This is a genomic window from Oceanicaulis sp. LC35, from assembly GCF_052055585.1.
GTDB lineage: Bacteria > Pseudomonadota > Alphaproteobacteria > Caulobacterales > Maricaulaceae > Oceanicaulis.
The window spans coordinates 1,647,601-1,673,383 of the sequence record NZ_CP170485.1; the positions used below are offsets into that span (position 1 = coordinate 1,647,601).

General features: G+C 63.7%; 27 protein-coding genes. 17 read left to right on the forward strand and 10 right to left on the reverse strand.

All coding sequences use genetic code 11. The features are described 5' to 3' along the window. The first annotated feature begins 9 nt into the window (after nt 1-9). The 3 genes from ACFELO_RS07800 (at nt 10) to ACFELO_RS07810 (ending at nt 1,728) form a co-directional block, all read left to right on the forward strand. Nucleotides 10-465 (forward strand): hypothetical protein, encoded by a 456-nt coding sequence (locus ACFELO_RS07800; protein WP_440957214.1) that lies wholly within the window; start codon nt 10-12, stop codon nt 463-465. Continuing rightward, nucleotides 462-677 carry a helix-turn-helix transcriptional regulator gene (locus ACFELO_RS07805; protein WP_440957215.1) on the forward strand — a complete coding sequence of 72 codons (216 nt, stop codon included), beginning with the start codon at nt 462-464 and terminating at the stop codon, nt 675-677. Before ACFELO_RS07800 ends, ACFELO_RS07805 begins: the two co-directional genes overlap by 4 nt. 106 nt (nt 678-783) lie before the next feature. Beyond that, complete coding sequence (locus ACFELO_RS07810) at nt 784-1,728, forward strand: radical SAM protein (RefSeq protein WP_440957216.1); 945 nt, start codon at nt 784-786, stop codon at nt 1,726-1,728. Here ACFELO_RS07810 and ACFELO_RS07815 read toward each other — a convergent pair. Next, complete coding sequence (locus tag ACFELO_RS07815; RefSeq protein WP_440957217.1) at nt 1,725-3,095, reverse strand: mechanosensitive ion channel family protein; 1,371 nt, start codon at nt 3,093-3,095, stop codon at nt 1,725-1,727. The genes ACFELO_RS07810 and ACFELO_RS07815 overlap by 4 nt on opposite strands. A gap of 633 nt (nt 3,096-3,728) precedes the next feature. Beyond that, nucleotides 3,729-5,234, reverse strand: a complete 1,506-nt coding sequence (gene gatB, locus ACFELO_RS07820) for an Asp-tRNA(Asn)/Glu-tRNA(Gln) amidotransferase subunit GatB (protein WP_440957218.1) — start codon at nt 5,232-5,234, stop codon at nt 3,729-3,731. 510 nt (nt 5,235-5,744) lie between these two features. Between gatB and ACFELO_RS07825 the strand changes: the two genes are divergently transcribed. Further along, on the forward strand, nt 5,745-6,008 hold the full coding sequence (locus tag ACFELO_RS07825) for a hypothetical protein (RefSeq protein WP_440957219.1): 264 nt from the start codon (nt 5,745-5,747) through the stop codon (nt 6,006-6,008). Here the strand turns inward: ACFELO_RS07825 and ACFELO_RS07830 are convergent. The 5 genes from ACFELO_RS07830 to gatC are packed head-to-tail and all read right to left on the reverse strand — an operon-like array spanning nt 6,005 to nt 9,301. Further along, a complete protein-coding gene (locus ACFELO_RS07830) occupies nt 6,005-6,991 on the reverse strand; it encodes an NADPH:quinone reductase (RefSeq protein WP_440957220.1) in 987 nt (328 codons plus the stop codon). The two genes, ACFELO_RS07825 and ACFELO_RS07830, sit on opposite strands and share 4 nt — an antisense overlap. Further along, entirely contained in the window at nt 6,991-7,236 is a 246-nt protein-coding gene (locus ACFELO_RS07835; RefSeq protein ID WP_440957221.1) for a hypothetical protein, read from the reverse strand. Before ACFELO_RS07835 ends, ACFELO_RS07830 begins: the two co-directional genes overlap by 1 nt. Beyond that, nucleotides 7,236-7,526, reverse strand: coding sequence for a hypothetical protein (locus tag ACFELO_RS07840; RefSeq protein WP_440957222.1), 291 nt, complete (start codon nt 7,524-7,526; stop codon nt 7,236-7,238). The genes ACFELO_RS07835 and ACFELO_RS07840 overlap by 1 nt, the downstream gene beginning before the upstream one ends. Beyond that, nucleotides 7,526-9,007, reverse strand: coding sequence for an Asp-tRNA(Asn)/Glu-tRNA(Gln) amidotransferase subunit GatA (gatA, locus tag ACFELO_RS07845; protein ID WP_440957223.1), 1,482 nt, complete (start codon nt 9,005-9,007; stop codon nt 7,526-7,528). The genes ACFELO_RS07840 and gatA overlap by 1 nt, the downstream gene beginning before the upstream one ends. A 6-nt stretch (nt 9,008-9,013) precedes the next feature. Then, the gene (gatC, locus tag ACFELO_RS07850; protein ID WP_440957224.1) at nt 9,014-9,301 is read right to left on the reverse strand and encodes an Asp-tRNA(Asn)/Glu-tRNA(Gln) amidotransferase subunit GatC; all 288 of its coding nucleotides are present in this window, start codon (nt 9,299-9,301) and stop codon (nt 9,014-9,016) included. A 123-nt stretch (nt 9,302-9,424) separates the two neighbouring features. On the opposite strand from gatC, the gene ruvX reads away from it, so the two are divergent. The 7 genes from ruvX to dprA all read left to right on the forward strand — a co-directional run bounded on the left by ruvX (nt 9,425) and on the right by dprA (nt 15,801). Continuing rightward, complete coding sequence (gene ruvX, locus ACFELO_RS07855) at nt 9,425-9,913, forward strand: Holliday junction resolvase RuvX (RefSeq protein WP_440957225.1); 489 nt, start codon at nt 9,425-9,427, stop codon at nt 9,911-9,913. Further along, nucleotides 9,910-10,830, forward strand: a complete 921-nt coding sequence (locus tag ACFELO_RS07860; RefSeq protein WP_440957226.1) for an AEC family transporter — start codon at nt 9,910-9,912, stop codon at nt 10,828-10,830. The genes ruvX and ACFELO_RS07860 overlap by 4 nt, the downstream gene beginning before the upstream one ends. Then, on the forward strand, nt 10,827-11,741 hold the full coding sequence (locus ACFELO_RS07865) for an AEC family transporter (protein WP_440957227.1): 915 nt from the start codon (nt 10,827-10,829) through the stop codon (nt 11,739-11,741). Before ACFELO_RS07860 ends, ACFELO_RS07865 begins: the two co-directional genes overlap by 4 nt. Nucleotides 11,742-11,820: 79 nt before the next feature. Next, nucleotides 11,821-12,825 carry an aspartate carbamoyltransferase catalytic subunit gene (locus ACFELO_RS07870; protein WP_440957228.1) on the forward strand — a complete coding sequence of 335 codons (1,005 nt, stop codon included), beginning with the start codon at nt 11,821-11,823 and terminating at the stop codon, nt 12,823-12,825. Further along, entirely contained in the window at nt 12,822-14,087 is a 1,266-nt protein-coding gene (locus ACFELO_RS07875; protein ID WP_440957229.1) for a dihydroorotase, read from the forward strand. Before ACFELO_RS07870 ends, ACFELO_RS07875 begins: the two co-directional genes overlap by 4 nt. Then, nucleotides 14,087-14,686, forward strand: a complete 600-nt coding sequence (gene plsY, locus ACFELO_RS07880) for a glycerol-3-phosphate 1-O-acyltransferase PlsY (RefSeq protein ID WP_440957230.1) — start codon at nt 14,087-14,089, stop codon at nt 14,684-14,686. The genes ACFELO_RS07875 and plsY overlap by 1 nt, the downstream gene beginning before the upstream one ends. Then, nucleotides 14,683-15,801, forward strand: coding sequence for a DNA-processing protein DprA (gene dprA, locus ACFELO_RS07885; RefSeq protein ID WP_440957231.1), 1,119 nt, complete (start codon nt 14,683-14,685; stop codon nt 15,799-15,801). The genes plsY and dprA overlap by 4 nt, the downstream gene beginning before the upstream one ends. Here the strand turns inward: dprA and ACFELO_RS07890 are convergent. Next, on the reverse strand, nt 15,798-16,085 hold the full coding sequence (locus tag ACFELO_RS07890) for a hypothetical protein (protein WP_440957232.1): 288 nt from the start codon (nt 16,083-16,085) through the stop codon (nt 15,798-15,800). The two genes, dprA and ACFELO_RS07890, sit on opposite strands and share 4 nt — an antisense overlap. A 171-nt stretch (nt 16,086-16,256) precedes the next feature. Here ACFELO_RS07890 and topA point away from each other — a divergent pair, with 171 nt between their 5' ends. The 6 genes from topA to rpmG all read left to right on the forward strand — a co-directional run bounded on the left by topA (nt 16,257) and on the right by rpmG (nt 23,883). After that, nucleotides 16,257-18,911 (forward strand): type I DNA topoisomerase, encoded by a 2,655-nt coding sequence (topA, locus tag ACFELO_RS07895; protein ID WP_440957233.1) that lies wholly within the window; start codon nt 16,257-16,259, stop codon nt 18,909-18,911. Beyond that, entirely contained in the window at nt 18,908-21,166 is a 2,259-nt protein-coding gene (gene rnr / locus ACFELO_RS07900; protein ID WP_440957234.1) for a ribonuclease R, read from the forward strand. Before topA ends, rnr begins: the two co-directional genes overlap by 4 nt. Further along, complete coding sequence (locus ACFELO_RS07905) at nt 21,144-21,839, forward strand: NUDIX hydrolase (protein WP_440957235.1); 696 nt, start codon at nt 21,144-21,146, stop codon at nt 21,837-21,839. Before rnr ends, ACFELO_RS07905 begins: the two co-directional genes overlap by 23 nt. Next, nucleotides 21,836-22,444 carry a hypothetical protein gene (locus ACFELO_RS07910; protein ID WP_440957236.1) on the forward strand — a complete coding sequence of 203 codons (609 nt, stop codon included), beginning with the start codon at nt 21,836-21,838 and terminating at the stop codon, nt 22,442-22,444. The genes ACFELO_RS07905 and ACFELO_RS07910 overlap by 4 nt, the downstream gene beginning before the upstream one ends. 8 nt (nt 22,445-22,452) lie before the next feature. Then, nucleotides 22,453-23,628, forward strand: coding sequence for an MFS transporter (locus ACFELO_RS07915; protein WP_440957237.1), 1,176 nt, complete (start codon nt 22,453-22,455; stop codon nt 23,626-23,628). 87 nt (nt 23,629-23,715) lie between these two features. Beyond that, nucleotides 23,716-23,883 carry a 50S ribosomal protein L33 gene (gene rpmG, locus ACFELO_RS07920; RefSeq protein WP_009800672.1) on the forward strand — a complete coding sequence of 56 codons (168 nt, stop codon included), beginning with the start codon at nt 23,716-23,718 and terminating at the stop codon, nt 23,881-23,883. Nucleotides 23,884-23,942: 59 nt separating this feature from the next. Here rpmG and ACFELO_RS07925 read toward each other — a convergent pair whose 3' ends face one another. Both ACFELO_RS07925 and ACFELO_RS07930 read right to left on the reverse strand, forming a co-directional pair. Then, nucleotides 23,943-25,295 carry a PleD family two-component system response regulator gene (locus tag ACFELO_RS07925; RefSeq protein WP_440957238.1) on the reverse strand — a complete coding sequence of 451 codons (1,353 nt, stop codon included), beginning with the start codon at nt 25,293-25,295 and terminating at the stop codon, nt 23,943-23,945. Between the two features lie 12 nt (nt 25,296-25,307). Then, the gene (locus ACFELO_RS07930) at nt 25,308-25,673 is read right to left on the reverse strand and encodes a response regulator (protein ID WP_009800670.1); all 366 of its coding nucleotides are present in this window, start codon (nt 25,671-25,673) and stop codon (nt 25,308-25,310) included. Nucleotides 25,674-25,783 lie beyond the last annotated feature (110 nt).

Below are 25,783 nucleotides of genomic sequence, written 5' to 3' on the forward strand. Positions count from 1 at the left end.
AGACGTCTGATGGACCAGCTCGAAGTCATCAATGCCCGGATGCGGGTCTGTTTGCTATGCCAGGCCGTCGGCTTCTTCGCCTGGCAGGCAGGCGGGGGCGTTTCCGGCTCGGAACAACTGCCTGCGTCTTTCGCAGGTCCCGGACTTGTCGTGAGCCTGATCGGGTTCGGGCTCTGGCTGCTGACCCTGCTGCTCTATTTCGCGGACGCCTGGCGCGCCTACAAAACCGTCGGCCATGATGTGATCAATGACGAATGGTCCCGGGATGTGCGCCGACGGGCCGCCGAGGCCGCCTTCTGGGTCGTCACCATCTCTACCGTCCTCGCCATGACGATCAGCAATTTCGGGGTGGACGGCGGCTTCCTACTCAAAGTCCTGACCGGGCTGTCGGTCTCCAGCTTCTTTGTCGCGACCGTTGTTTATGATCGACGCGGAGATGACGACGCGGAGCTAGAGGACGCATGAGCCAGAGCGGACTTGAAAACGCGATGAAAGCGCTGAGGTCCGAAGCGGGTCTGACCCAGGCGGAGTTGGCGGCTCAGGTGGGCGTCACCCGCAAGACGATCAATACGGTCGAGAATGGCGTGTTCACCCCATCAGCCCTTCTGGCGTTGAAGATCGCTCGCGCCCTCGGCCAACCGGTTGAGCGGGTGTTCTGGCTCAGCGACGACGCCTGAACCGCTCAGAACACGGCGCATACACATCCTCTTGAGCCTGATTGCCGGGCGCGTGAGCCTGCCCTAGCTTCGCTAGCCTCAGTACAGCTTCTGACTCGGACCGTTCATGCCTGACGCTTCAGCGCCGCTCCTCAAATTCTCCGACCCTGTCACCACCGCCAAGGGCGAACGCCGGGCGGCGGTGGGGTTCGATACGCTCAAGACGCTGTGGTTCAACACCGGCACGCTGTGCAATATCGAGTGCAAGAACTGCTACATCCTCAGCTCGCCGACCAATGACGCCCTCGTCTATCTGAGCGAAGCGGACGTGATCTCTTATTTGGAAGAGATCGACGCACTCGGCTTTGGCGACGTCGAGATCGGCTTCACCGGCGGCGAGCCCTTCATGAACCCGGACATGATCCGCCTCATGGAGGTGTCGCTCGAGCGCGGCCACCGCGTTCTGGTGCTGACCAACGCCATGAAGCCGATGATGCGACCGCGCGTTCAGCAAGGCCTTCTCGACCTTCAGGCGCGCCATGGCGATCGGATCGAGATGCGGCTGAGCCTTGATCACTACACGCGCGCGTATCACGACGCCGAGCGCGGCCCCGGCGGCTTTGACGCCACGATCGAGGGGATGCAGTGGCTGGCGTCGCATGGCTTCACGCTCAGCGCCGCAGGCCGCTCGCTCTGGAACGAGACCGATGCCGAGGCGCGCGCGGGCTTCAAGGCGCTGTTTGACAGGTTGGGCGTGGACATTCCCTCAGAGGACCCGGCCCGCCTCGTGATCTTCCCCGAAATGGATGAGGCCGGCGATCCGCCCGAAATCACTGTGGCGTGCTGGGGCATTCTCGATCAGAACCCCAAGGACATCATGTGCGCCAGCCAGCGCATGGTGATCAAGCGCCGCGGCGCAGAGCGGCCGAGCGTCATCGCCTGCACGCTCCTGCCCTATGAAAGTGAGTTCGAGCTCGCCGATACGCTGGCAGCCAGCCTCAAACCCGTCAGCCTGAACCACAAATATTGCGCCCAGTTCTGCGTTCTGGGCGGGGCGAGCTGTTCGGCCTAGTCCTCGTCCGCTTCCGCCTGCAATGCTTTCGCACGATCCGGTAACGACTTCACATAGAGATCCATTTGCGGGAACGGGATCTCGATGCCGTCCTCGTGCAGGACTTCCCACAGGGCGAGATAGACGTCCGAGCGCACATTCGCCTGACCGTTCTGCGGATCGCGGATCCAGAAGCGCAGGTCGAAATTCACCGACGAATCCCCGAATTCCATGACATTGCAGACCGGGTCCCGCTCCGGCACGACCCGATCCACGGTCTTGGCCGCTTCAATGGCGAGGGCCTGCACCTTCTTGAGATCGCGTGTGCCGTAAGACACGCCGAACGGCGCGTGCAGGCGGACGATCTGGTCGGACTTGGACCAGTTGGTGACGCCGTTATTGATGAAATGATCGTTCGGCAGCAGCATTTCGGTGCCGTCGCGCGTGCGGATCGACACATAGCGCGCCTGCATGCCCGTCACCCAGCCGAACTGTCCGTCCACCGAGATGGCGTCACCCGGCTTGATCGACTTGTCCGCCAACAGCGTGAAGCCCGCGGCGAAGTTCGACACGGTCTTCTGCAAGCCCAGCCCCACGCCAATACCGACCGCGCCGGAGAAGATCGCGAGCGTCGCCAGATTGAAGCCGGTCATCTGCAGCGCGATCAGCAGCGCCAGCACCGGCAGCAGCACGCCCAGAACCTTGGAGATCAGCGCGCTCAGCGCCGGGGAGATTTCTTTTGATTGCTGCAGCTGTCGATCAATGGCCCGTCCGGCGAAGCTCGCAATCGAGAATAGCAGGCCGAAATAGATCATGGTCCGGAGCACATCGAACAGGCTCAGCTGGACCGGCTCGCCTTCGCTGGTTTCACCCAGCGGAATGGCGAGCGCCTGCAACTGGACGATCACGTCATCGAGCAGGCCGAACACATCAAGCGCGGCGATGGGCCAGACGATGTAGAAGGCCAGCGAAGACCAGAATTCAGACCGGATGATCAGGGTGACCGCGCGAATGATCAGCCAGGCGCTCATCAGGCTGATCGCGGCGCTGATAATGGCGACAGGGCGATCAAGCGCCCCAAGCCCCACCCGGATCACCGTCAGCACCAGATAGAGCGCGAGCGGCGTCATCAGCGCGAGCGCCGCTGTCAGCAGGCGCCGCCACAAGCCGGTCTTGATCCGCGTCTTTGTCTTTTCATGAATGAAATTGCGCAGGCGCGGCCCGAACAGCAGAGCCGGGGCGAACGCCGCCACGATCAGCGCCAGCTGAAGCGCATTGTCCATGTTCAGGGCGGACACCTGCACCCATTCCCAGATCTGCTCGGCGCGCGAGCTGATCTCGTCGACGGGGATGATGTCAGAGATGGCGGACTGAGGCTGTTGGGTCATACGCCCAAATTAGCGCGTTCGCCCGGCGTGTCACCAGAGCCGGTGTGGAGAGCGTCAAACTTATCCGCCCCCTCTGAAAGTCGCGCCATACTGCATCCCGTTCCTTCCAGGGCGGGCGGCCGGCGCGTTCAGGCTGGGAGGGGCGGGATGTCCCGAGGACAGAGCGTTTAACGCACACTCTGTTCGAAAAGGCGGGCCCTCACCGGGCGGTCCAGGGCAGCGGCGTCTGATGAGGCGGTGACTGCACCGGCGGCGCGACAGCGCAGAAGTCTCCGGACGGTGAACCTGAAAAAACATCTCAAGCGCGGGAGCCGGGATCGGTTCTCAAACAGCTTTTCATCCACTCAAGACGCCCCGCTCTCGCGCGACCCGTCTTCGCTCTCCCCTGCGTTTGCGCGCGGGGTTGGCGGTGTTTCCCCTTTCCACTTTTCCCGGGGAAGGCCGGGATGACGAGAGAGAAAGAACCGAGAATGAATTCCCGGGCGAGCGTAGCGAAGACCCGGGACCTCCGTCCGCGTTAAGCGCCCTGTCCTGCGGGAGGCCCCGGCTCGGCGCTGCGCTTGGCCGGGGTTTCAGGGCAAAACAAAAACCCCGGAGCATGGCTCCGGGGTTTTGTTCTGAATGACGAAACGCCTAGCCCAGAAGTTTCCTGGCGAGGATTTCGTTGACGGCTTGCGGGTTGGCCTTGCCGCCCATTTCCTTCATCACCTGGCCGACAAACCAGCCCATGGTCTTGGGCTTGTCCTTGACCTTTTCGGCCTGATCGGGGTTCGCCGCGATCAGATCGTCGATGACCTTCTCGATGGCGCCGGTATCGGTGACCTGTTTCATGCCGCGATCATCAACGATCTTGGCCGGGTCGCCGCCTTCCGCCCAGACGATCTCGAACACGTCCTTGGCGATCTTGCCCGAAATGGTCTTGTCCATGATCAGCGAGACGATGCCGCCCAGCTGTTCGGGGCTGACCGGGCTTTCGGTGATGCCGAGGCCTTCCTTGTTCAGACGACCAAAGAGCTCGTTATTGACCCAGTTCGCGGCCAGTTTCGGATCACGGCCTTCGAGCACTTTCTCGAAATAGTCCGCGCGATCCTTGTCAGCCGCCAGAACCGAGGCGTCGTATTCAGAAAGGCCCAGCTCCTCGACGAAGCGCTTGCGCTTCTCGGCGGGCAGTTCAGGCAGGTTCGCCTTCAGATCGGCGATGAAGCTCTCTTCCAGCTGCAGCGGCAGCAGGTCGGGATCAGGGAAGTAGCGATAGTCATGCGCTTCTTCTTTCGAGCGCATGGAGCGGGTAACGCCGGCGTTTGCGTCGAACAGGCGGGTTTCCTGATCGATGGTTCCGCCCTCTTCCAGGATATCCACCTGACGCTGGGCCTCGTACTCGATGGCCTGCATGATGAAGCGCAGCGAGTTGACGTTCTTGATCTCGCAGCGTGTGCCCAGATGCTCGAACGAGCCGGTCTCGATGAATTTCTCGTACTGGCCCGGACGGCAGACCGACACGTTCACGTCAGCGCGCAGCTGACCCTTCTCCATGTCGCCGCCGCAGGTGTCGAGATAGCGCAGAATGGTGCGCAGGGTGCGCACATAGGCCGCCGCATCCGCAGGGGTGCGGATATGCGGGCGGGACACGATCTCCATCAGCGCGACGCCGGAGCGGTTCAGGTCTACATAGGTCGCGGTGGGATCAAGATCGTGGATCGACTTGCCGGCGTCCTGTTCGAGGTGCAGGCGCTCAATGCCCACGGTGAACAGGGTGCCGTCATCGCGTTCGCACTCGATCTCCCCCTCGCCCACAATCGGATGGGCGAACTGACTGATCTGATAGCCTTGCGGCAGGTCGGGATAGAAATAGTTCTTCCGGTCAAAGCGCGAGAAGGCGTTGATCTGGGCGTTCAGCCCCAGACCCGTACGCACGGCCTGCGCCACACACGCTTCGTTGATGACGGGCAGCATGCCCGGCATGCCCGCATCCACCAGGGACACTTGCGTGTTGGGTTCTGCGCCAAAGGCCGTCGCCGCGCCGGAGAACAGCTTGGCGTTGGATTTGACCTGGGCATGCACCTCAAGCCCCATGACGAGTTCCCAATCGCCTGTGGCGCCTTTGATGACGTAGGTGTGATCGGAATGGTCAAGTGGCATCAGTCAGGTCTCGCATGAAATAAACGCTGCTGCAGTCATCGAACCAAAGCGCGATCAGGTCAAGCGGGCGGACGTGCGAGATTCAGTGCCCAGCAAGCCTCGCGCGGCGTCGAGTCCGGTCCCAGCGACGGCGTCGCAACTGCGCTTCCCGGTCCAGCTTTGGGGTTTTCGCGCCAAGGTTCTGATAAACAAACCAATAAGCGATCTGGGCATAGATAAAACCAATTCCGCCCAGAAACATGTAAAGGCGTGTCAGTACGAAGCCCACAATGAACATCGCCCCCACAAGGGCTAGGCCATAGCGTATGACGGGATGCCCCAGAGCTGATTTCAAAACGTCCACGCCCCCAATAAACGCGACTTTCGCGCCACCATAGACTGCGAGCAGGATGACGGCCAGATCCTGTAAAGTTAAACTTCAGGATCGAAGAATAGCGAGGAAACTCGGAAAACCTGATTTTCAGACCTTGGCATAATTACCCCCAGATCAGCTTGGCAGAGCATCAAATCATGACACTAACCGGCGAATGTCACACTCCGGATCAGTCCAGAACCCTGTTGTACCAGATCGATCAACCGTCTGAATCTGACATAGCCCCTTTTGAGTGCCATGTCCGCCTCACGGACAAGGCAAACGGCGACATCCTGGTCGACAACCCGGTATTTGGGGAGGATTCGTTCCAAGCGCTTCATTGCGCGACAATGCTGATCCACACATTGTCAGGATGGAAGGCAAAAATGGATGAGGCAATTATCGACAGCGGCAAACTCTAGGCTGGCGTGACGATGACGCTCCCGATTTTGTCTCCGGCCTCCACCCGTTTATGGGCGTCGGCGCACTCTTCCAGGGCGTAGACGCTGTCGATGCGCGGTTTGAGCGCGCCTTCGGCGAGCGCACGGGTCACATCCTGAACGGCGGCGGCCCGCTGGGCCGGGGTGAGCGTATAGACGAACACGCTCTGAAACCCGGCATTTTTGAACATCAGATCATAGAACGGCAGTTCGGGCGTCTTCTCCCCCTCGCTGCCATAGCTGGCGATCAGGCCATGCGGGCGGATCAGGGCGACAGACGCCGCCAGATTGCCGCCGAACTCCACCTCGACGATGTGGTCAACGCCCTCGCCCTCGGTCATGGCCTCGATGGCCTCAACCACGTCCTGCTGGCGGTAATTCACCACCTCGTCCGCGCCCGCATCGAGCGCCGCTTCAGCCTTTTCAGGACCCGACACCGTGGTGATGACCTTGCCGGCGCCCATCCATTTGGCGAGCTGGATCGCCTGCAGCCCCACAGCCCCCGCGCCGCCGGTGATCAGCAGTGTCTTGCCGGTGACCGGGCCGTTGGCCGTCAGCGCGCGATGGGCGGTCAGGGCCGGAATACCCAGCGCCGCGCCCTCATCGAAACTCACAGCGTCAGGCAGCGCGCCGGTGAACTCGGCGGGCACGACGCAAATCTCCGCGCACGTTCCGCCCGCGCGCTTGAAGGCGGCGTTGAAGACAAACACCCGCTCGCCAATGCGGGCCGGGTCCACGCCCTCACCCACCGCGCGGATCACGCCCGCGCCATCCGAATGCGGGATCTGCCTTGCCACGCTCATCGGCGCGCGCAGCCCGGCGCGGGTTTTGACGTCCGACGGATTGACGCCCGACGCCTTGATGAACACCGCCACCTCGCCGGGGCCCGGCTGGGGGTCGGGGCGTTCACCCAGCGTCAGCACATCGTCGGCTGCGCCTTGAGCCTCGTACCAGATCGCGCGCATCAGGACGGTTCCCCGTTCGAAGCGTCGCTGGCGGGCGCATCCGAGGCTTTGCTCGCCATGTCATCGAGCGAGCGTTTGAGCCGGGTGAAGAAGATGGTGTTCATCACCCCGATTGCGCCCGTGACCAGCAGCGTGATCCCCACCGCCATCTGCACGCCGCCCTCACCCAGTCGCCCGGACGCGAGCAACGCGCCGAATATGGCGACCAGGCCGAAGCCGATCATGAGGAGGCGGGGAAGCGGCATTAGTCGTCAAACCCTTTTGTTGTCTCACTGAGCTTGAGCCACAATCCTGTGACAGAGCAGGCCATCAAACCAACAAACCCAGCGAACACAAACACGGCCCAGTCAAGGAATGCGTTCCACGGAGTAGGAAACCCATCCAGATTGACAGGCACAATGCCCATCAGCCCGATCACTCCAAGAACGATCAAGAGCATACTCACCCACGCCAGGCAGGAGAGGATCGGACGCTTCTTGAAGCTTGACCAAGATCCTCCCGCATATCCCAGCAAGGAAAGCGGCTCGAGGCTCATCACCCCCACCACTGCTCCGGCTTCGCCGTAAAGCCTGCGGCCTGTTCCAGCGCGCCGCCGACGGCGAACATGGTTTCCTCATCCAGCGCCTTGGTGATGACCTGAAGGCCCAGCGGCAGGCCGTTCTTGTCCAGACCCGCGGGAACGCTCATCGCCGGGATGCCGGCGATATTGGCGGTCACGGTGAAGATGTCGTTGAGATACATCTCGATCGGGTCCGCATCGGCTTTCGACCCAATGCCAAAGGCCGCGCTCGGCGTGGTGGGCGTCAGGATGGCGTCCACCCCTTCAAAGGCGGCGTTGAAATCCTCAAGGATCTTGCGGCGCACTTTGAGGGCCTTGAGGTAGTACGCATCGTAATAGCCCGCACTCAGCACATAGGTGCCGATGAGGATGCGGCGCTGGACTTCATTGCCGAAGCCCTGGGCGCGCGTCTTCTCATAGGTGTCGATCAGGTCTTCACCCTCGACGCGCTGGCCAAAGCGCATGCCGTCATAGCGCGCCAGGTTCGAGGAGGCTTCCGCCGGGGCGATGATGTAGTACGCCGGCAGGGCGTATTTGGTCATCGGCAGGGAAATCTCGACGATCTCCGCCCCCTGCTCTTTGAGCCATTGGGCGCCCTTCTCCCACAGCGCATCAATGTCGGACGGCATGCCGTCGACGCGATACTCTTTCGGGATGCCGATCTTCAGACCCTTCACGCCGCGGCTGACCGCGGAGACCATGTCCGGCACGTCGCCCGGATAGGAGGTGGAATCCTTCGGGTCATGGCCCGACATGACCTGAGTGAGCAGCGCGGTGTCCTTCACCGTCTTGCCGAACGGGCCCGGATGGTCGAGCGAGCTGGCGAACGCGACAACGCCCCAGCGCGAGCAGCGACCATAGGTGGGTTTTGCGCCCACAAGGCCAGTGAAGGCCGCAGGCTGGCGGATCGAGCCGCCGGTGTCGGTGCCGGTCGCGCCATAGGAAATGCCGGCCGCCAGCGCCGCCGCAGAGCCGCCAGAGCTGCCGCCGGGGACCAGTTTCTCGTCCGAGCCCTTGGCGCGCCAGGGGTTGATCACCGGGCCGGTGGCGGCGGTCTCGTTGGACGAGCCCATGGCGAATTCATCCATGGACGTCTTGCCGAAGAACACTGCGCCCGCATCCCAGAGCTTGCCGGTGACGGTGGATTCGTAACGCGGCTTGAAGCCCTTGAGGATGTTCGAGCTGGCGGTCGTTTCCACGTCATAGACGCCGAACAGATCCTTGATGGCGATCGGCGCGCCTTCCAGCGCACCCACATCACCGCGCGCGCGGCGCGCATCAGACGCTTCGGCCATGGCCTTGGCCTTGTCGCCATCAATCGAGGTGAAGCAGTTGAGCGCGCCTTGCGCCGCTTCCGCCGCCTTCACCGTCGCTTCGGCGACTTCCACGGCCGAGAAGTCCTTCTTCTCAAGGCCGTCGAGCACATCAAACAGGGAGAGCTGGGTAAACTCGGTCATCTGCGCTTACTCCACGCTCTTGGGCACAACGAAGAAGCCTTCTTCGGCTTTCGGGGCGTTGGCCAGAATATCGTCGCGCTTGCCGCCATCGGTGATCTCGTCCGCGCGCAGGGGCAGCGGGGTCTGGACCGCAGTGGTCATCGGCTCGACGCCCGTGACATCAACCTCATTGAGCATTTCGACCCAGTCGAGAATGCCGTTGAGTTCATTGGTGAGCGAATCGAGACGGTCAGCCGGCTCGGCGATGCGGGCCAGACGCGCAATGCGCCGGACATCGTCTTGGGTCACAGACATGGGCAGGTCTCCGAATGGGAGGGCAAGGCTAAGCGCTCTGCGTACCAACGCCGGTGCTGCGGCGCAAGATTGTGACGGAGTCCGGCTCTTCCCTTGCGCGGTCCAGAGGCCTAAACGGAAGCCATGCTGTTTCTCGATCCCGCCCTGCTCCCCCAAGGCCCGCTGATGGCCATTGATCCCGGCACGAAAACGCTGGGCGTGGCGGTGTCCAATACCGACCGCACCCTCGTGACGCCGCTGACCACCATCCAGCGCGAGAAATTCACAAAGGACGCCCAAGCCCTGCTGAAGCTCTATGACGAGCGCGCCTGCGTGGGTCTGATTGTCGGCCTGCCGCTGCACATGAATGGCGGGGACGGGCGTCGGGCGCAGTCTTCGCGCTCCTTCGTGACGAACCTTCTGCGTCTGCGCGACCTGCCTGTCGCCTATCAGGACGAACGCCTGAGCACCTTTGCCGCAACCGAGTCGCTGATCGAGGCCGGGGTAAAACCTTCTCACCGGAAAGACTTTGTGGATGCGCAGGCGGCGGCGGTGATTCTGGAAAGCGCCATCGCCCGCATCAATCAGGGCGTCACTCATACGCCCCTCGCCCCGGACGATCCGAACCCATGAATGCCGTCGCGAGCGCCCTGATCCCCATTTTCGGCGTGATCGCGCTCGGCTGGGCGATGCGGCGCTCAGGGCTTGTGCGCACGGAATTATGGCTGGGCGTGAACCGTCTCAGCTATCAGGCGCTCCTGCCTTCCCTGCTGTTCTCGACGATTTCGCGAGCGGACTATGCGGGCTTGCCTGCAGGCTCATTCCTGATCGCCGTGACGTTGGGCTTTGCCGTGATGGGGCTGATCTGCCTCGCCCTCAAACCCCTGCCTGTGGACGGCCCGGCCTATACCAGCCTGTTTCAGGGCGGGGTGCGCTGGAACGGCTTTGTGCTGCTGGCGCTGGCCGGAACCGCCTTCGGGACTGAGGGCAATGCGCTGGCCGCCCTCGTCTTCGCCCCCACCGTGCCGCTGATCAATGTGATGTGCGTCATCGTGCTGACGATCTGGGGGACGAGCGATGTCAAACCCGACGCCCGCCGCGTCGGCATGCGCATCATCACCAATCCACTCATTATCGCCTGCCTTCTGGGCGCAGCGTGCAATGCACTGGGCCTGTTCCAGACCGGCCCGGTGGCGGACACCGCAGCGCTCGCCGGGCGCGCCGCCCTGCCGCTGATCCTGATGGCGATCGGGGCCGGGCTCGACTTCTCGGCGCTGAAGGCGCGTCCCAAGCTGCTGATGCTGTCGGTCAGCCTGAAGCTCATTATCTCGCCTCTCGTATTCATACTGCTCGGGCAAATGTTCGGGGTTGAGGGCATCGCGCTGGCGCTTCTCGCCGCCATCGGCTCGACGCCGGGGGCCGCCGCCGCCTATGTGCTGGCCGCAGAGCTGGGCGGAGATGCGCGCCTGATGGCCGGGCATGTGACCGCGACCACGCTTCTAGCCTTTCTCGCCATGCCTTTCTGGATCTGGACCACCAGCTTTCTATGACGCAGATTATCCTCTCCGCCTTCCTGCCGGTCTTCATCGTTATCGCCCTGGGCTATGGCGTCCGCGCGCTCGGCTATATCCCGCGTGAACACTGGCGCGGGGTGAACGCGCTGAACCATCGCCTCTTGTTGCCCAGCTTCCTGTTCGCGCTGCTGGCGCAGGCGCAGTTTGAGGGCGGTAACAGTTTGACCCTCGCCGGCGTCTCGGCGCTCGGCTCTTTCATCATGATCGCGCTGGCGCTGCTGCTGGGCCGTCTGGTCAGCAATTCGGGCCGCATCACCGCACCGATGATCGCCAGCGCTGTCATGTGGAACATCGTCCTCTCTCTCGCCCTGGCTGACCGCCTGCTCGGTGAGGGAATCGCCAGCGCGGGCGCCGCTGTGTCCGCCACCGGCGTCATCATTGGCGCGGCCTCCGCCGTGGCCAGCTTTGCGCTGACTTCGGGGCGCGGCCTGCAAGCGGCGCTGCTCAAGACCGCCAGGGATCCGGTGGTGCTCGCCTGCGTTCTGGGCCTTCTGGCGAATCTCTCCGGATTGGGCCGCGTCTCCTTCCTGGTCGGTCCGATCGAGATGATCGGTGCAGGCTCCATGGCCGTGATCCTTCTCTCCATGGGCGCGGGTCTGGATTTCAAGGCGCTCAAGGGCCGGCTCAAGGTTCTGCTCTCCGCCGCCATCCTGCGCACCTGCATCGGGCCGGTGGTCTATCTGGGGCTGGCGCTGGCGTTCGGGCTGACAGGGGATATCGCCGTGCTGATGGCGATTGCAGGCGCGGCGCCCGCGGCTGCGTTCATCTACGCTGTCGCCGCCGACTTTGACGGCGAGGCCGGACTGACGGCGGGCATGATCACGCTGACGGTGCTCACCAGTGTGATCACCTTGCCTGTGGCCGCGGCGATAGCGCTCTCGCTCTGAACGACTGAAACACCGTTCATCTTGCCCGAACCCGTGCGCGCGCCTATACCGCCGCAAATGCTTTTCGGGAGGCGCCTTCATGGAGCGCTCAGGCTTCGCCTACGATTTTCCCCATGACAGCCTGTTGAGTGTCGGGGATCTCAACCCGCTCGACGTGCAGATGATTTTCGAGCGCGCCCGGCATCATTTCGACAATGCGCGGCGGGGCGACAAGGCGGGGAACACCCTCAAGGGTCTCACCCAGATCAATCTGTTCTTCGAAAACTCCACCCGTACGCTCGCGAGCTTCGAGATCGCCGCCAAGCGCCTCGGCGCCGATGTGGTGAACTTCGCCGCGGGCAGCGCCTCGATCTCCAAGGGCGAAAGTCTCGATGACACCGCCCTCACCCTCGCGGCCATGCGCCCGGACGTGCTGGTGGTGCGCCACAAGGCGGCGGGCGCCGCCGCGCACTTCGCCCGCGTCACCGGCGTGCCCACCGTCAATGCAGGCGATGGCGCCCATGAACACCCGACCCAGGCGCTTCTGGACGCCTTCACCCTGACCCGCCGCTGGGGCGAAGTGGGCGGTCGCCGCATCCTGATCGTGGGCGACATCCTGCACTCGCGGGTGGCGCGTTCGAACGTCTCCTTGCTGAACCTTCTCAACGCCGAAGTACGCCTATGCGGCCCCGCAACGCTTCTGCCCGCAGACGCCGATCGCTGGGGCGTGACGGTGTTTCATGACCTTGATGAAGCGCTGGAAGGCTGTGACGCCGTCATGGCGCTGCGCATCCAGAAAGAACGCATGACCGGCGGGCTGATCCCGTCTGATCGCGAATACGCCGCGCTGTGGGGGCTCAACGAGACGCGCCTCGAACGCGCAGCGCCGGATTGCCTTGTGATGCATCCGGGACCGATGAACCGGGGCGTGGAGATTGATGGCGCACTGGCGGACGATCCCGAACGCGCCCTGATCCTCGAGCAGGTGGAAAGCGGCGTCGCGGTGCGCTCGGCCATCCTTGAGCTGATCACCGGCCGCGCGCCCAACTCCACGATTGCAGACATGCGCAACCACGATGCCGATGGTCTGGGAGACGGGGCATGATGCTGTTTGAGAACGCCCGCCTGGTCGACCCGGATTCGGGTCGGGACGAGTTTGGCGCCCTACGGGTGCGCGACGGCCTGATCGAGGAGATCGGCCCCGATCTCGAAGCGCATGACGACGAACAGGTCATTGATGTCAAAGGCGCGGTGCTGGCGCCGGCCCTCATCGACATGCGCTGCACCGCCGACCCGGCCTCGACCGGCGCACGCGGCGTGGACGCTGCCGCCCGCGCAGCAGCAGCAGGCGGCGTCGCCACGCTGGTGCTGTCGCCTGAAAGCGGCGGCGGTTTCCGCACGCCCGAAGACATTGCGGCCGTGAATGCGGCGGCGCTGACAAGCGCGGTCCGGCTCTATGCGGCGGGTCTTTGCGTCAGCTCGCCTGAAGACATGGCCGAGATCGGTCTGATGCTGCGCGCCGGCGCGCTCTATCTCGGGGATGGCGGCCAGCCGGTCGCCGATACGCGCCTTGCCCGTCGCATTCTGGCCTATGCGGGCGGGTTTGACGCCTGGGTCAGCCTGCGCCCGGAGGATCATGGCCTCAGCCGCGGCACGCTGGCGACCGAAAGCGATCTGTCCATGCGTCTGGGCCTGCCCTCGCGCCCGGCCCAGTCCGAAGTCATGGCGCTCAAGCGCGATACGGCGCTGGCGGCGCTGACGGGCGCGCGCCTGATCTTTGACCGGGTCACCACCCGTGAAGCGCTTGATGCTGTTGGCGCCGCCCGCTCTGACGGTCTGGAAGTCGCTGTCACGGTTCCGGTCAGCCATCTCAGCTTCAACGAGATGGATACGGGCGGTCTTGATCCGCGTTACCGGCTCGAACCGCCCCTGCGCAGCGAAAGCGATCGTCAGGCGCTGATTGATGCGCTGGCCCAGGGCCACATCGACGCCATCGTGTCCGACCACACCGCCCTGACCAATGAGTCCAAAGCTCACCCCTTCCCCGAAGCCGAAGCCGGCTCGGCCACTTTGGAAGCGCTGCTGCCCGTCCTGTGCGGCCTCGTTGAGGATGGCCGGATGAGTCTCGCTGAAGCCCTGCGCCCGGTTACTTCGGGCCCGGCGGATATTCTGGGGCTGGAACAAGGCCGTCTCGCAGAGGGCGCGCCCGCTGACCTTGTGGTGTTCGACCCGCACGCGCCCTTCGTCTATGGCCGTGGCCCCATGCAATGCCGCGCGCCCAGCGCCTTTTCCGGACGCCGCCTGTTCGGTCGCACCTTGATCACGGTCGCGGAAGGCGCGATTATCCATCAACTGGAAGATGAATAATGATGCTTGATCCCTGGTATGCGGCGGCTCTGGTCGTCGGCTATGTGTTCGGTTCGATCCCGTTCGGCCTGCTGCTCACCCGGCTGGCCGGGCTTGGGGATATCCGCGCCATCGGTTCGGGCAATATCGGCGCGACCAATGTGCTGCGCACGGGCCGCAAGGATCTGGCGCTCGCCACCCTCATTCTGGATTCGGGCAAGGCGGGCTTCGCCTGCCTGCTGTTCGCCTATCTCGCCAATCCGGTCGCCGGCCTGATCGCAGGCGGCGCGGCCTTTTTCGGCCATTGCTTCCCGGTCTGGCTGAAATTCAAGGGCGGCAAGGGCGTCGCGACCTTCCTCGGCGTACTGCTGGCGGCCTCTTTCCCCGTTGGCGCGCTCACCTGCTTTGTCTGGCTGGGCATGGCGCTGATGCTGCGCATGTCATCGCTGTCCGCGCTTGTGGCGGCCCTCGCAGCCCCGGCGCTCGCTTACGCCTTCGGGCGTGAGGATGTGGCGATCCTCGCTCTCTTCCTCGCCGTGCTGCTTTACTGGCGGCACCGGGAGAATATCGGTCGCATCCTTTCGGGCGAGGAACCCAAGATCGGGGCGAAGAAGACGTGACGCAACGGTCCCTCTCCCCGACCGAACGCGTGGACTGGCTTCGCCTGTCGCGCACATCGGGGGTTGGACCTGTCACCTTCGCCAGACTCATCGACCGCTTCGAGACGGCCAGCCGCGCCATCGACGCCCTGCCCGACCTGTCCAAACGCGGCGGTCGCGCCAAGCCGCTCAAAGCCATCGGCCGAGATCAGGCGGAAGATGAGCTGGCGGATATCGACCGCATCGGCGCACGTCTTCTGTGCGCGTGTGAATTCGATTACCCGGCAGACCTTGCCGCTCTTGATCCGCCGCCGCCCGTCGTCACGGTCAAGGGCTCGCTTTCCATCAAGGACAAGCCGGTCTGCGCCATGGTGGGCGCACGCAACGCGTCCGCCGCCGGATTGCGCTTCGCGGGCGATCTGGCGCGCGGACTGGGTGAACGCGGCGTGATCATTGCGTCTGGTCTGGCGCGCGGCATAGACGGCGCCGCTCATGCCGCCAGCCTTGAAACCGGGACCATCGCCGTCCTCGCCGGCGGGCTCACCTCCATCTACCCGCCCGAGCATGAAGCGCTCTATCACGCCATCGCCGAACAGGGCCTTCTGGTGAGTGAAAACCCGCCCCGCTACAGCCCGCAGGCACGTGACTTCCCGCGCCGTAACAGACTGATCTCGGGACTGTCTCTGGGCGTTCTGGTGGTGGAGGCGGCGGAACGCTCCGGCTCATTGATCACGGCGCGCTACGCGCTGGAACAGAACCGCGAAGTGATGGCGGTTCCCGGCTCGCCCATGGACCCGCGCGCCCGCGGCTCCAATCGCCTCTTGCAGGATGGCGCCGCCCTGATCCAGGGCGTGGAGGATGTCATCGATATCCTGTCCGGCGCCCGTCGCCCGAAACTCGAAGAGCCCTCTGGCGCGGATTATGAAGATGAGTTCGAGGATGCGCGCGCCCTTGATGACGCCGTCGCAGATATTCGTGAACGCATCGCAGACCTGCTCTCGCCCACCCCGGTGTCCCGTGACGAACTGGCGCGGCTGACCCAGGCGCCGGCGCGCGTCGTGCTCGCGGCGCTGGTGGAGCTGGAACTGGCGGGCCGGTGCGAAGTCTGGCCCAACGGCATGGTCTGTAGCGTCTAGGAGCGTGTGCCGTTCGTGCGCGGACTGCCATCGGGTGAGAACGGAAACAGCGTCGTGTGGTCCGCGTCCGGATTGGAGACCGGCGACTTCCGCGTCAGCTGACGGCATTCCTGTTCGATCACATGCGCGGCGGTCGCCAACATCACCGAGGAATTGTTCAGGTCCGCCCTGTGGGCGAAGTGAGACAGGGAGGCGAGCATCTCTATGAGATAGCCTGCGGCTTCCTGCGTGGTCTGCTCACGCACGGCGGATTCGTCAGAGGCGCGGGTCGGGGGATTGGCCATAATCGCTTTGATTGCTCTTGGAACAACTCTGCGGGGAGCCGTAAACCTGTGCTCCTTGTCTGGCAAGCGTCAGCCCCATGTTGACAGGGTCGGGAACTATCCCCACTTTCCGCCGCCATTGACCGGACCAGCCTTGACGCCGGTGCGCTCCACCCTGCTATCAGTGATCATATGAACGTCGTTGTCGTCGAATCCCCGGCCAAAGCCAAAACCATCAACAAGTATCTGGGGAGCGATTACACCGTGCTCGCCAGCTTCGGCCATGTGCGCGATCTGCCGCCCAAGGACGGATCGGTACGCCCTGACGAAGACTTCGCGATGGACTGGACCGTCGAGGGCAAGTCCAAGGAACGCATCAAGGCCATCGCCGATGCGCTCAAAGACGCTGACACCCTGATACTGGCCACTGACCCGGATCGCGAAGGTGAAGCGATCTCCTGGCACCTTCTGGAAGCGCTGCAGAAGCGCAAGGTGCTCAAGGACAAGCAGGTTCAGCGCGTTGCGTTCAACGCCATCACGAAAAAAGCGGTCACCGACGCCATCGCCAATCCGCGCGAGCTCGATATGGAGCTGGTGGAAGCCTATCTGGCGCGCCGTGCGCTCGATTACCTGGTGGGCTTCACTCTGTCGCCGGTGCTGTGGCGCAAATTGCCGGGCGCGCGCTCGGCCGGCCGGGTGCAATCAGTCGCCCTGCGTCTGATCACCGAGCGCGAGACCGAGATCGAGCGTTTCGTCACCCAGGAATACTGGTCTGTGGACGCGGATGTGCGCACCGACGGCGCCGATCAGCTGATCGCCTCCAAGCTGACCCGGTTTGAAGGCGAGAAGATCACCCGCCTGACCATTGGCGAAGAGAAACGCGCCCGCGCCGCCGAAGCCGCCATCAAGGCGGCGAACTTCACGGTGGCGGCCGTCGAGGCCAAGCCGACCAAACGCAATCCGCCCCCGCCCTTCACCACCTCCACCCTGCAGCAGGAAGCCGCACGGAAGCTGGGCTTTGACGCCCAACGCACCATGCGCACCGCGCAGCGCCTGTATGAAGGCGTCAATCTGGGCGGCGAGACGGTCGGTCTGATCACCTATATGCGGACCGATGGCGTCTCCATGGATATGGGCGCGATGATGCAGGCCCGCGACGTGATCGGCGAGCGTCATGGTTCGCAGTTCGTGCCGGAGAAGCCGCGCTTTTATTCCACCAAGGCCAAGAACGCCCAGGAAGCGCACGAAGCGATCCGTCCGACGAGCTTCACCCGTCATCCGGACGAACTGCGCCTTGAAGCCGATCAGGCCAAGCTCTACGCCCTGATCTGGAAGCGAGCCGTCGCCAGCCAGATGGAAGCGGCGCAGCTTGAGCGCACCACCATCGACTTTGAAAACGACGACAAATCCCTCGCCCTTCGCGCCACCGGCACGGTTGTGACCTTCCCGGGCTTCTTCGCCCTTTATCAGGAAGGCCGTGACGACGAAGAGGATGAGGGCGAGAACCGCCTGCCCGCCGTTCAGCAAGGCGCGTCGGCGAAGGCCGAGAAGACGCTGGCCGAACAGCACTTTACCCAGCCCCCGCCCCGCTATACCGAGGCGTCGCTGGTCAAGAAAATGGAAGAGCTGGGCATTGGTCGCCCGTCGACCTACGCCTCGACCCTGTCGGTGCTGCGCGACCGCGACTATGTCCGCATGGAAGACAAGCGCTTCAAGCCCGAGGACAAGGGCCGCGTCGTTATCGCCTTCCTGGAAAACTTCTTCGCGCGCTACGTCCAGTACGATTTCACCGCGTCGCTGGAAGACCAGCTCGACAAGGTCTCGGCGGGCGATCTGGAATACAAGCAGCTGCTGCGTGATTTCTGGAAAGACTTCCACGCCTCCATCGAGGACATCGCCGATCTGCGCATTGGCGACGTGATCGACGCGATGAATGTGGCGCTGGCGCCGCTGATCTTCCCGCCGCGTGAAGACGGCTCGGACCCCAAAGTCTGCCCCAAATGCAATGAGGGCGCGCTATCGCTGCGTCTGGGCAAGCACGGGGCCTTCGTGGGCTGCTCGAACTATCCCGATTGCCGCTATACCCGCCCGTTGGGCGGCGGCGAGCTCGATGCCGTTGAAGGCGATGGCGAGCTGGGCGCGCACCCCGAAACCGGCGCCATGATCGTACTTAAGGACGGTCGTTTCGGCCCGTATCTGGAAATGCAGGTCGAGGATGAAGACAAGCCGCGCCGCGGCTCCATCCCCAAGGGCTGGGATCCGGCGTCCATCACGCTTGAAAAGGCGGTCGCGCTGATCGACCTGCCGCGCAAGATTGGCCCGCACCCTGAAGATGGCGAGATGATCGAGGCTGGCATTGGCCGCTACGGTCCCTTCGTCAAGCATGGCAAGACCTATGCGAACCTGTCGAACGCCGACGAGGTGTTCGAGGTGGGTCTGAACCGCGCCGTGGACCTGATCGAGCAGAAGAAAGCCAATCCGCGCGGTCGCGGCGGCGCAGCGGCGGCTCCGCTCAAGGAGCTTGGCGAGCACCCCGATGAGGGCGGCGCCATCAATGTCATGAGCGGGCGTTACGGCCCGTATGTGAAGTTCGGCAAGATCAACGCCACCCTGCCCAAGGAGATGGACCCGGCCGAGGTCACGCTTGAGCAGGCGCTGGAGCTGATCGCCGCAAAAGCGGCCAAATCGCCTGCCAAGAAGAAGGCTCCGGCGAAGAAAAAGGCCCCGGCCAAGAAACCGGCGGCCAAAAAGGCGGATGGCGAGACCAAGACCGCCGCCAAAAAGCCCGCCGCGAAGAAAACGACCGCCAAGAAAACCACCACGAAGAGTACAAAGGCCCCGTCTTGAACGAAGATCCATACGCCCGCTTTGGTTTCACCAAGGACGCCCTGATCGAGGCGATCCGGCTGGGCGAAGGACGCTTCACCAAGCGTGAGCTCGCCAAGTCCCTCGGCCTCAAAGGCGACCAGCGGTCCGGCCTCAAGCTCGCCCTGCGCGAGCTTGAGGATGGCGGCGAGATTCGCAAGAACGAGCAGAAGGCCTATGAGATGGCCGACCAGCTGCCGGCGGTCACCGTGCTGGAGGTCATCGACCGGGATGTGGATGGCGAGTTCATCTGCCAGCCCGTGAAGCCGGAACTGCAAGGCCCGAAAATCATCCTCAAGCCCGGCGAGCGCACGCGCGGCCCAGCGGCGGGGATAGGCGACCGCATTCTCGCCCGTCTGGCGCCCATGCAGGGCGAAGACGGCTATGAGGCCAGCGTCATCAAGAAACTCGGCCAGTCCGCGCACCGTATTCTGTGCGTGCTGCGCGACAATACCCGCGGCCCGGCGCGTCTGGTCCCGGTGGATCGCCGCGTGCGTCATGAACTGGTCCCTGCACGCGGCGAGACCAGCAAGGCCGAGGACGGCGATCTTGTCATCGTGCGCATCGCGTCCGAGCGCCGTCACGGCCTGAAGACCGCCCTGATCGACGAAGTGGTGGGTCGCGCTGACAGCGCCCGCGCCGGCTCGATCATCGCCATGGCTGAACACGGCGTGTCGGACGGCTTCCTGGACGCTGAACTCAAACAGGTCGACGCGATCGAACCTGTCACCATGGGCAATCGCGAGGATCTGCGCGACATTCCGCTGGTCACCATCGACCCTGTTGATGCGCGCGACCATGACGATGCGGTCTGGGCGGCGCCCGATGACGATCCGAAGAATCCGGATGGCTGGATCGTGATCGTCGCCATCGCCGATGTTGCCGCCTATGTCACCCCCGCAAGCCCGCTCGACAAGGGCGCCCGCAATCGCGGCGTCTCGGTCTATCTGCCCGACCGGGTGGTGCCGATGCTGCCCGAGCGTCTGTCCAATGATCTGTGTTCGCTGCGCGAGGGTGAGGAACGCCCCTGCCTGGCCGTGCGCATGGTCTTTGACCGCAATGGCAATCAGATCGCCCACCGTTTCATTCGCGGCTGGATGCGTTCGGCCGCCAAGCTGGCCTATGAAGACGCTCAGTCCGCCATCGATGGCAAGGGCTCTGGCAAGGCGGAAACCCTGCTCGAAGACGTGCTCAAGCCGCTCTGGGGGGCGTATGACGCGCTGCGTCAGGCGCGCAAGCGCCGTGAACCGCTGGAGATCGACGCGCCCGAGCGCAAGGTGGTGGTGGACGAGCATGGCCGGGTTCAGGGCGTGCGCCTGCGCGAACGCTTTGATGCGCACAAGCTGATCGAAGAGATGATGATCCAGGCGAACGTGGCAGCCGCCACGGCGCTGGAGGCCAGGAACAGCCCGCTGATCTATCGCATCCACGATGAGCCGGGCTCTGAGAAGCTCGATAACCTGGCGGATTTCCTGCCGCATGTGGGCCTGAAATGGACCCGCGGCGAGCGCCCGACGCCGTCGCGCTTCAACACGCTTCTGCAGGCGTCCCAGTCCACTGACCATTACGAGACGGTCAATGAGGTGGTGCTGCGCAGCCAGTCCCAGGCCGTCTATGACACTGACAATATCGGGCACTTTGGTCTGAATCTGGCCAAATACGCCCACTTCACCTCGCCCATCCGACGCTATGCGGACCTCACCGTCCACCGTGCGCTGATCCGCGCCTATAATCTGGGCTCTGACGGGCAAACCGATGAAGAACGCAGCCAGCTTCAGCGGATCGCCGAGGACACCACCTCGAACGAGCGTCGCGCTATGGCGGCCGAGCGCGATGCTGTGGACCGCTTCATCGCCGCTTGGCTCGCGGACCGCGTGGGGACCGAGTTTGAGGGCCGCATCACCGGCGTGACCCGCTTTGGCCTGTTCGTACGCCTGCATGAAACCGGCGCGGACGGTTTGTGCCCGGTCTCGCGTCTGGGGCAGGAATACTACATGCACGACGAGGCGGCGCATGCGCTGGTCGGGCAAAGTTCGGGCGGTCGCTACCGGCTTGGCATGGCGGTCACCGTGCGCCTTGATGAAGCGACACCCGTGACGGGCGGCTTGTTATTCGACATTCTAACGCCACCCGAATCCGGAAAACCGCCCAAAGGGCGCGGACGTCCGCGCGACAAATACGAGCGCCGCGGCCCGCCGCGCGCAAAGAAACACAATGCCAGACGCAAAATACGATAAGAAAACCGCGCCTAAAACCAGTCCACGCCCGAAACTCGCCGCCTCGCTGCTGCTGCGTCGTCAGCGCGCGAACGGCGAGATTGAACTCCTGTTCGGTCGCCGCTCGACCGGGCATGTCTTCATGCCCAGCAAATACGTGTTTCCCGGCGGGCGCGTGGATCCGACTGACGGCTATGCGCCTCTGGCCGAAGAGCTCAACGATCAGACCCGCACGGTGATGACGCGCGTGCTGACCGAACGCCGCGCGCGCGCCGCTGCGGCGGCGGCCTTGCGTGAAACGGCGGAAGAGACCGGGCTGATCCTGGGCAAGCCGGCAGAGACCGCCTGCAGCTTCAAGGCGCCCTGGGCGCCATTCGAGGCGGCGGGCGCCCAGCCCAATGCCGCGCCGCTTGATGTGATCACTCGCGCCATTACCCCGCCCAAGCGCCCCCGCCGCTTTGACGCCTGGTTCTTCACCTGTGATGTGGAGCATGTGCACGGCACGACGGACCTCACCAGCAATGGCGAGCTTGAGGATCTTCGCTGGGTGGCGCTGAGCGAGCGCGGCACGCTCGACCTGCCCATCGCCACGCAATATGTGATTGGCGAGCTTGAGGGCTGGCTGAAAGACCCCGCGCGCCCCGTCCGCTATCTTCGGAGCACGCGCTCCGGCCCGCGTGTGGAGACGTTATGAGCGCGCGCCCGATCAATATGGCGACCCTCATTCTGGCCGATCCGCATTCGCGCCAGATTGCGCTGGTGCGCTCTGAAAACGGCTATGGCCTGCCCCTGGCGCGACCCGCCCGCGGCGACGGGCTGGCGGAGTTTGGCGGGCCTGTGATCTCTCGCAAGCGTCTGGGCGCGCCGGAAGGCCAGACCGGCGCCTTCATGGACGCGGCCATTCGCGCGCTCTCAGACGAGCTGGGGCAGCTTCTGGCGCGGCCTTTGGCGACGGATGTGCGTGTTCCCGGCACGAACCCCTGGGCGCGTCTGACGCGACACCATTTGCAGCCGGATCGCGACAGCCTGACCTATCTGGGCCGGGCGCTGGATCCCGCCGACGCCCGGACGCGCCGTCATATACGCGTCTTCACTGCGCCCGTCGCCCGCATCTCCAACTCGGTCAAGCGCCGGGGCGGTGAACGCGTGGCCTGGGTCAACCCGGAGAAAGCGCCTGAACTGCTTCAGGATGAGGCGCTGGACATCTTTGCTGAAACCGCCCTCGCCTCCCTGGGTGGTCGCCCGCGTCCTCTGATGGTGTCATTCCGGGCGGGACAGAGGCAGGAAGTCCGGCTATAGGCCGGGCGATGGTCTCCCGCTTTCTCTCCTCTCCCGATCTGGCCCGCACGCGTTCGCTGATCGCGGCGATCTGCTGTGCGGCGCTTGCCGGCTGCGGTTTCGGCCTCTTGATGCCGCTCGTGGCGCTCAATCTTGAAGCCATGACGGGCTCAGCCGCCGTAGTGGGCGCGAACGCCGCCGCCGCTGCGCTCTCAACGCTTCTGGCGACACCGCTGATCCCGGCCCTGATGGCCCGGACCGCCCCCCGTCAGACCGTGGTGATCTGCGCCCTGATCACCGCCACAGGCTTTGTGCTCTTCCCCGCAATGCCGGACCCCGTGATCTGGTTCGTTCTGCGTTTCGTGATGGGCCTGTCGGTGACGATCATCTTTGTCGCCAGCGAGACGTGGATCAATCAGCTGGCCAAGCCTGAGAGCCGCGCCAGCCTTCTGGCGGTCTACGCCACGGTTCTGTCAGGCGGGTTCGGGTCAGGCGGCCTGCTTCTGGCTGTGCTGGGTTCTGAAGGCTGGACGCCCTGGATTGCGGGCGGCGTGATCTATGCGCTTGGCGCGCTGCCGATCCTCATTCTTAAAGGCCCGCAGATCGTGCCCCCCTCATTGGAGGAATCCGGTCTGAAAGCCCTTCTGTCCTCCGCGCGTCTGGCGCCTCTGGCGATTCTGGCGGGCCTGGTGTTCGGCGGGCTGGAGACCAATGTCTTCGCCCTGATGCCCGTCTATGCCGAACGCATCGGCATTGCGTCCCAAGGCGTCGGTCTGCTGGTCGCTGTGGGCGCGCTCGGGGCGATTGCGCTGCAAATCCCGCTCGGCAAGCTGGCGGACAAGACGGGCCGGGACCGCACCTTGTCGGGCGTCGCGATCAGCGCCGTGATTCTTTCTGTCGCGATGGGAATCGCCGGCGCGAATCTGTGGCTGCTGATCCCCATGGTGTTCTTCTTTGTGGGCGCCAGCAGCGCCTTTTACACCATTGGCCTGGCGATGATCGGCGAGCGGGTGCAGGCTGGCGCCCTCGCCTCGGCCAACGCCGCCTTCATCTTCGCCTACGGGCTGGGATCCTTGCTGGGCCCGGCTCTGGGCGGGGTTTCCATGGACATTGCTGACCCCTGGGGCCTGATGGCCGCCTTCGCCGCCATGGCGGGGCTGTACTTCGTCCTGTCTGTACTGAGCAAACCGCGTTCTCGGCATTGACAGCAGCGCAGGCGCGAGTATGTTCCGCGGCTCGTTGCGCCGGACTTGTGTCTGGCGCGCCAAGTTTTTGTGTACGGGTGCGCGACTATGGCCAAGCCGACTACCATCAAAATCCGCCTGAACTCGACGGCGGGCACGGGCTATTTCTACGTGACCAAGAAAAACGCCCGCACGATGACCGAGAAACTCGTTCTGAAAAAGTACGATCCGGTCGCGCGCAAGCACGTCGAGTTTAAAGAAGGCAAGATCAAGTAAGTCTGCGCTTCAGCGCGATTTATTCGGTCTGACCGGAATTGGAAAAGCCGCCTGTTTGTTCAGGCGGCTTTTCGTTTTGCCTCGATCACGCGATTGCGTCCGGATCGTTTGGCGTCATAGAGCGCCGTATCCGCGCGCTCGATCAGCGCCTCGACGCTGTCTTCCCGGAACGCCTCGGCCACGCCGACGCTCATCGTGACATTGATGATGTCGCCCGTCTCACGCAGGGTCACCGGCGTAGCGCAGACCGCCAGACGGGCGCGCTCCATCGCTTCACACGCCTCGCGCGCCGTCGTGTTTGAGAACACCACCAGGAATTCCTCACCGCCATAGCGGCCGGCGATATCGATCGCGCGCAATTGCTCGCTGAGCCGCACGCAAATTTCCTTGAGCACCTGATCGCCCGCATTATGGCCCCAGGTGTCGTTGATGCGCTTGAAATGGTCGATATCAATCAGCGCCGTGGTGACCGGCTCATGATTGGCGTGCAAGCCATCCAGGGCCTGCCGCAGACGCGACACGGTATAGCGGCGATTGAACAGTCCGGTCAGCGCATCGCGCACGGACATCTCAAGGCTTTCATCCAGACGGTCCCGCAGGGCGTCTGCATAGCGCTTGCGCTTGAGCTGGGTCGAGCTGCGCGCCGCCAGTTCACCCGGATCAAGCGGGCGGGAAATCACATCGTTCACGCCCAGATCGAGCGCGCGCACCATGGTGCGCTTGTCCATTTCATCCACAACGCCCAGCAAGGGCACCTGACGGGTGTCCACATCGGACCGGATGCGCGCACACAGGCGCAATCCGTCAAACCGGGGCGAGCTGAGGTCCACAATCACCAGATCCGCATGACGGGCCTGTGAGATCGCAATCTTGGGATCGCCATATCCATGCGCGTCCAGCGTGGCGGGCAAGGCCCTCGCAATGCGGTGCGCCGCCTGCTGGTCGGCCGCCGCCACGATCACGCGGCCGCCGCCATTGGCAGGCTCATAGGACAGCATTTCAACGCCATTGCTTTCGCGCTGGCGCAATTCATCCATGACGCTGGTCAGACGCAGCAGAGAGCGCACGCGCGCAAACAGCGCGACATCATCGACCGGCTTGGTGAGAAACTCGTCAGCCCCGGCTTCCAGCCCGCGAATCCGGTCGGCGCGCTGATCGAGCGCCGTGACCATGACAACGGGAATATGTCGGGTTTCAGGGTCAGCCTTCAGACGGCGACAGGTTTCGAACCCGTCCATACCCGGCATCATGATGTCGAGCAGGATCACGTCCGGCTTCTGGTCACGAGCAAGATCCAGACAGGTCGGGCCGTCAGGGGCCATCAGCACATCGAAATATTCGGCCGTCAGTCTCGCCTCAAGCAGACGACGGTTCGTTTCGATGTCATCGACGACCAGTATGCGCGCGCTCACCCGTGTCTCCTTCTAGTCGAGAAAGTCTCGAACAGTCTTGATGAAGGATGCGACCGTAATCGGCTTGGACAGATAACCTTCGCAACCGCCTTCACGGATGCGTTCCTCATCGCCTTTCATGGCGAATGCGGTGACGGCCACAACGGGAATGGCCGACAATTCGTCATCATTCTTGATCCATTTGGTGACATCCAGCCCCGAAACTTCAGGCAACTGAATATCCATAAGGATCAGGTCCGGCTTGTGCTCACGCGCCATATCGAGCGCCTTGAGGCCTTCGCTGGTCTGCACGGTCTCATAGCCGTGCGCTTCGAGCAGATCACGAAATAGCTTCATGTTCAGCTCGTTGTCTTCAACGATCAGAACTTTTTTGGACATGACCTGCAGCATTATAACCGCGCTTTCCCCAATTCGCCCCGCCGTCTTTGCAGCGTGAGCGTTTTGACCATCCAGAGTGCATTAAACCCCACTTTCCTTAATCAAGAATG

What these genes read in the sequence shown, in the direction of transcription:
- ACFELO_RS07800 (WP_440957214.1), top strand. Translation starts at nt 10, where the DNA reads ATGGACCAGCTCGAAGTCATCAATGCCCGGATGCGGGTCTGTTTGCTA.
- ACFELO_RS07805 (WP_440957215.1), top strand. Translation starts at nt 462, where the DNA reads ATGAGCCAGAGCGGACTTGAAAACGCGATGAAAGCGCTGAGGTCCGAA.
- ACFELO_RS07810 (WP_440957216.1), top strand. Translation starts at nt 784, where the DNA reads ATGCCTGACGCTTCAGCGCCGCTCCTCAAATTCTCCGACCCTGTCACC.
- ACFELO_RS07815 (WP_440957217.1), bottom strand. Translation starts at nt 3,095, where the DNA reads ATGACCCAACAGCCTCAGTCCGCCATCTCTGACATCATCCCCGTCGAC.
- gatB (WP_440957218.1), bottom strand. Translation starts at nt 5,234, where the DNA reads ATGCCACTTGACCATTCCGATCACACCTACGTCATCAAAGGCGCCACA.
- ACFELO_RS07825 (WP_440957219.1), top strand. Translation starts at nt 5,745, where the DNA reads ATGACACTAACCGGCGAATGTCACACTCCGGATCAGTCCAGAACCCTG.
- ACFELO_RS07830 (WP_440957220.1), bottom strand. Translation starts at nt 6,991, where the DNA reads ATGCGCGCGATCTGGTACGAGGCTCAAGGCGCAGCCGACGATGTGCTG.
- ACFELO_RS07835 (WP_440957221.1), bottom strand. Translation starts at nt 7,236, where the DNA reads ATGCCGCTTCCCCGCCTCCTCATGATCGGCTTCGGCCTGGTCGCCATA.
- ACFELO_RS07840 (WP_440957222.1), bottom strand. Translation starts at nt 7,526, where the DNA reads ATGAGCCTCGAGCCGCTTTCCTTGCTGGGATATGCGGGAGGATCTTGG.
- gatA (WP_440957223.1), bottom strand. Translation starts at nt 9,007, where the DNA reads ATGACCGAGTTTACCCAGCTCTCCCTGTTTGATGTGCTCGACGGCCTT.
- gatC (WP_440957224.1), bottom strand. Translation starts at nt 9,301, where the DNA reads ATGTCTGTGACCCAAGACGATGTCCGGCGCATTGCGCGTCTGGCCCGC.
- ruvX (WP_440957225.1), top strand. Translation starts at nt 9,425, where the DNA reads ATGCTGTTTCTCGATCCCGCCCTGCTCCCCCAAGGCCCGCTGATGGCC.
- ACFELO_RS07860 (WP_440957226.1), top strand. Translation starts at nt 9,910, where the DNA reads ATGAATGCCGTCGCGAGCGCCCTGATCCCCATTTTCGGCGTGATCGCG.
- ACFELO_RS07865 (WP_440957227.1), top strand. Translation starts at nt 10,827, where the DNA reads ATGACGCAGATTATCCTCTCCGCCTTCCTGCCGGTCTTCATCGTTATC.
- ACFELO_RS07870 (WP_440957228.1), top strand. Translation starts at nt 11,821, where the DNA reads ATGGAGCGCTCAGGCTTCGCCTACGATTTTCCCCATGACAGCCTGTTG.
- ACFELO_RS07875 (WP_440957229.1), top strand. Translation starts at nt 12,822, where the DNA reads ATGATGCTGTTTGAGAACGCCCGCCTGGTCGACCCGGATTCGGGTCGG.
- plsY (WP_440957230.1), top strand. Translation starts at nt 14,087, where the DNA reads ATGATGCTTGATCCCTGGTATGCGGCGGCTCTGGTCGTCGGCTATGTG.
- ACFELO_RS07890 (WP_440957232.1), bottom strand. Translation starts at nt 16,085, where the DNA reads ATGGCCAATCCCCCGACCCGCGCCTCTGACGAATCCGCCGTGCGTGAG.
- topA (WP_440957233.1), top strand. Translation starts at nt 16,257, where the DNA reads ATGAACGTCGTTGTCGTCGAATCCCCGGCCAAAGCCAAAACCATCAAC.
- ACFELO_RS07905 (WP_440957235.1), top strand. Translation starts at nt 21,144, where the DNA reads ATGCCAGACGCAAAATACGATAAGAAAACCGCGCCTAAAACCAGTCCA.
- ACFELO_RS07910 (WP_440957236.1), top strand. Translation starts at nt 21,836, where the DNA reads ATGAGCGCGCGCCCGATCAATATGGCGACCCTCATTCTGGCCGATCCG.
- ACFELO_RS07915 (WP_440957237.1), top strand. Translation starts at nt 22,453, where the DNA reads ATGGTCTCCCGCTTTCTCTCCTCTCCCGATCTGGCCCGCACGCGTTCG.
- rpmG (WP_009800672.1), top strand. Translation starts at nt 23,716, where the DNA reads ATGGCCAAGCCGACTACCATCAAAATCCGCCTGAACTCGACGGCGGGC.
- ACFELO_RS07930 (WP_009800670.1), bottom strand. Translation starts at nt 25,673, where the DNA reads ATGTCCAAAAAAGTTCTGATCGTTGAAGACAACGAGCTGAACATGAAG.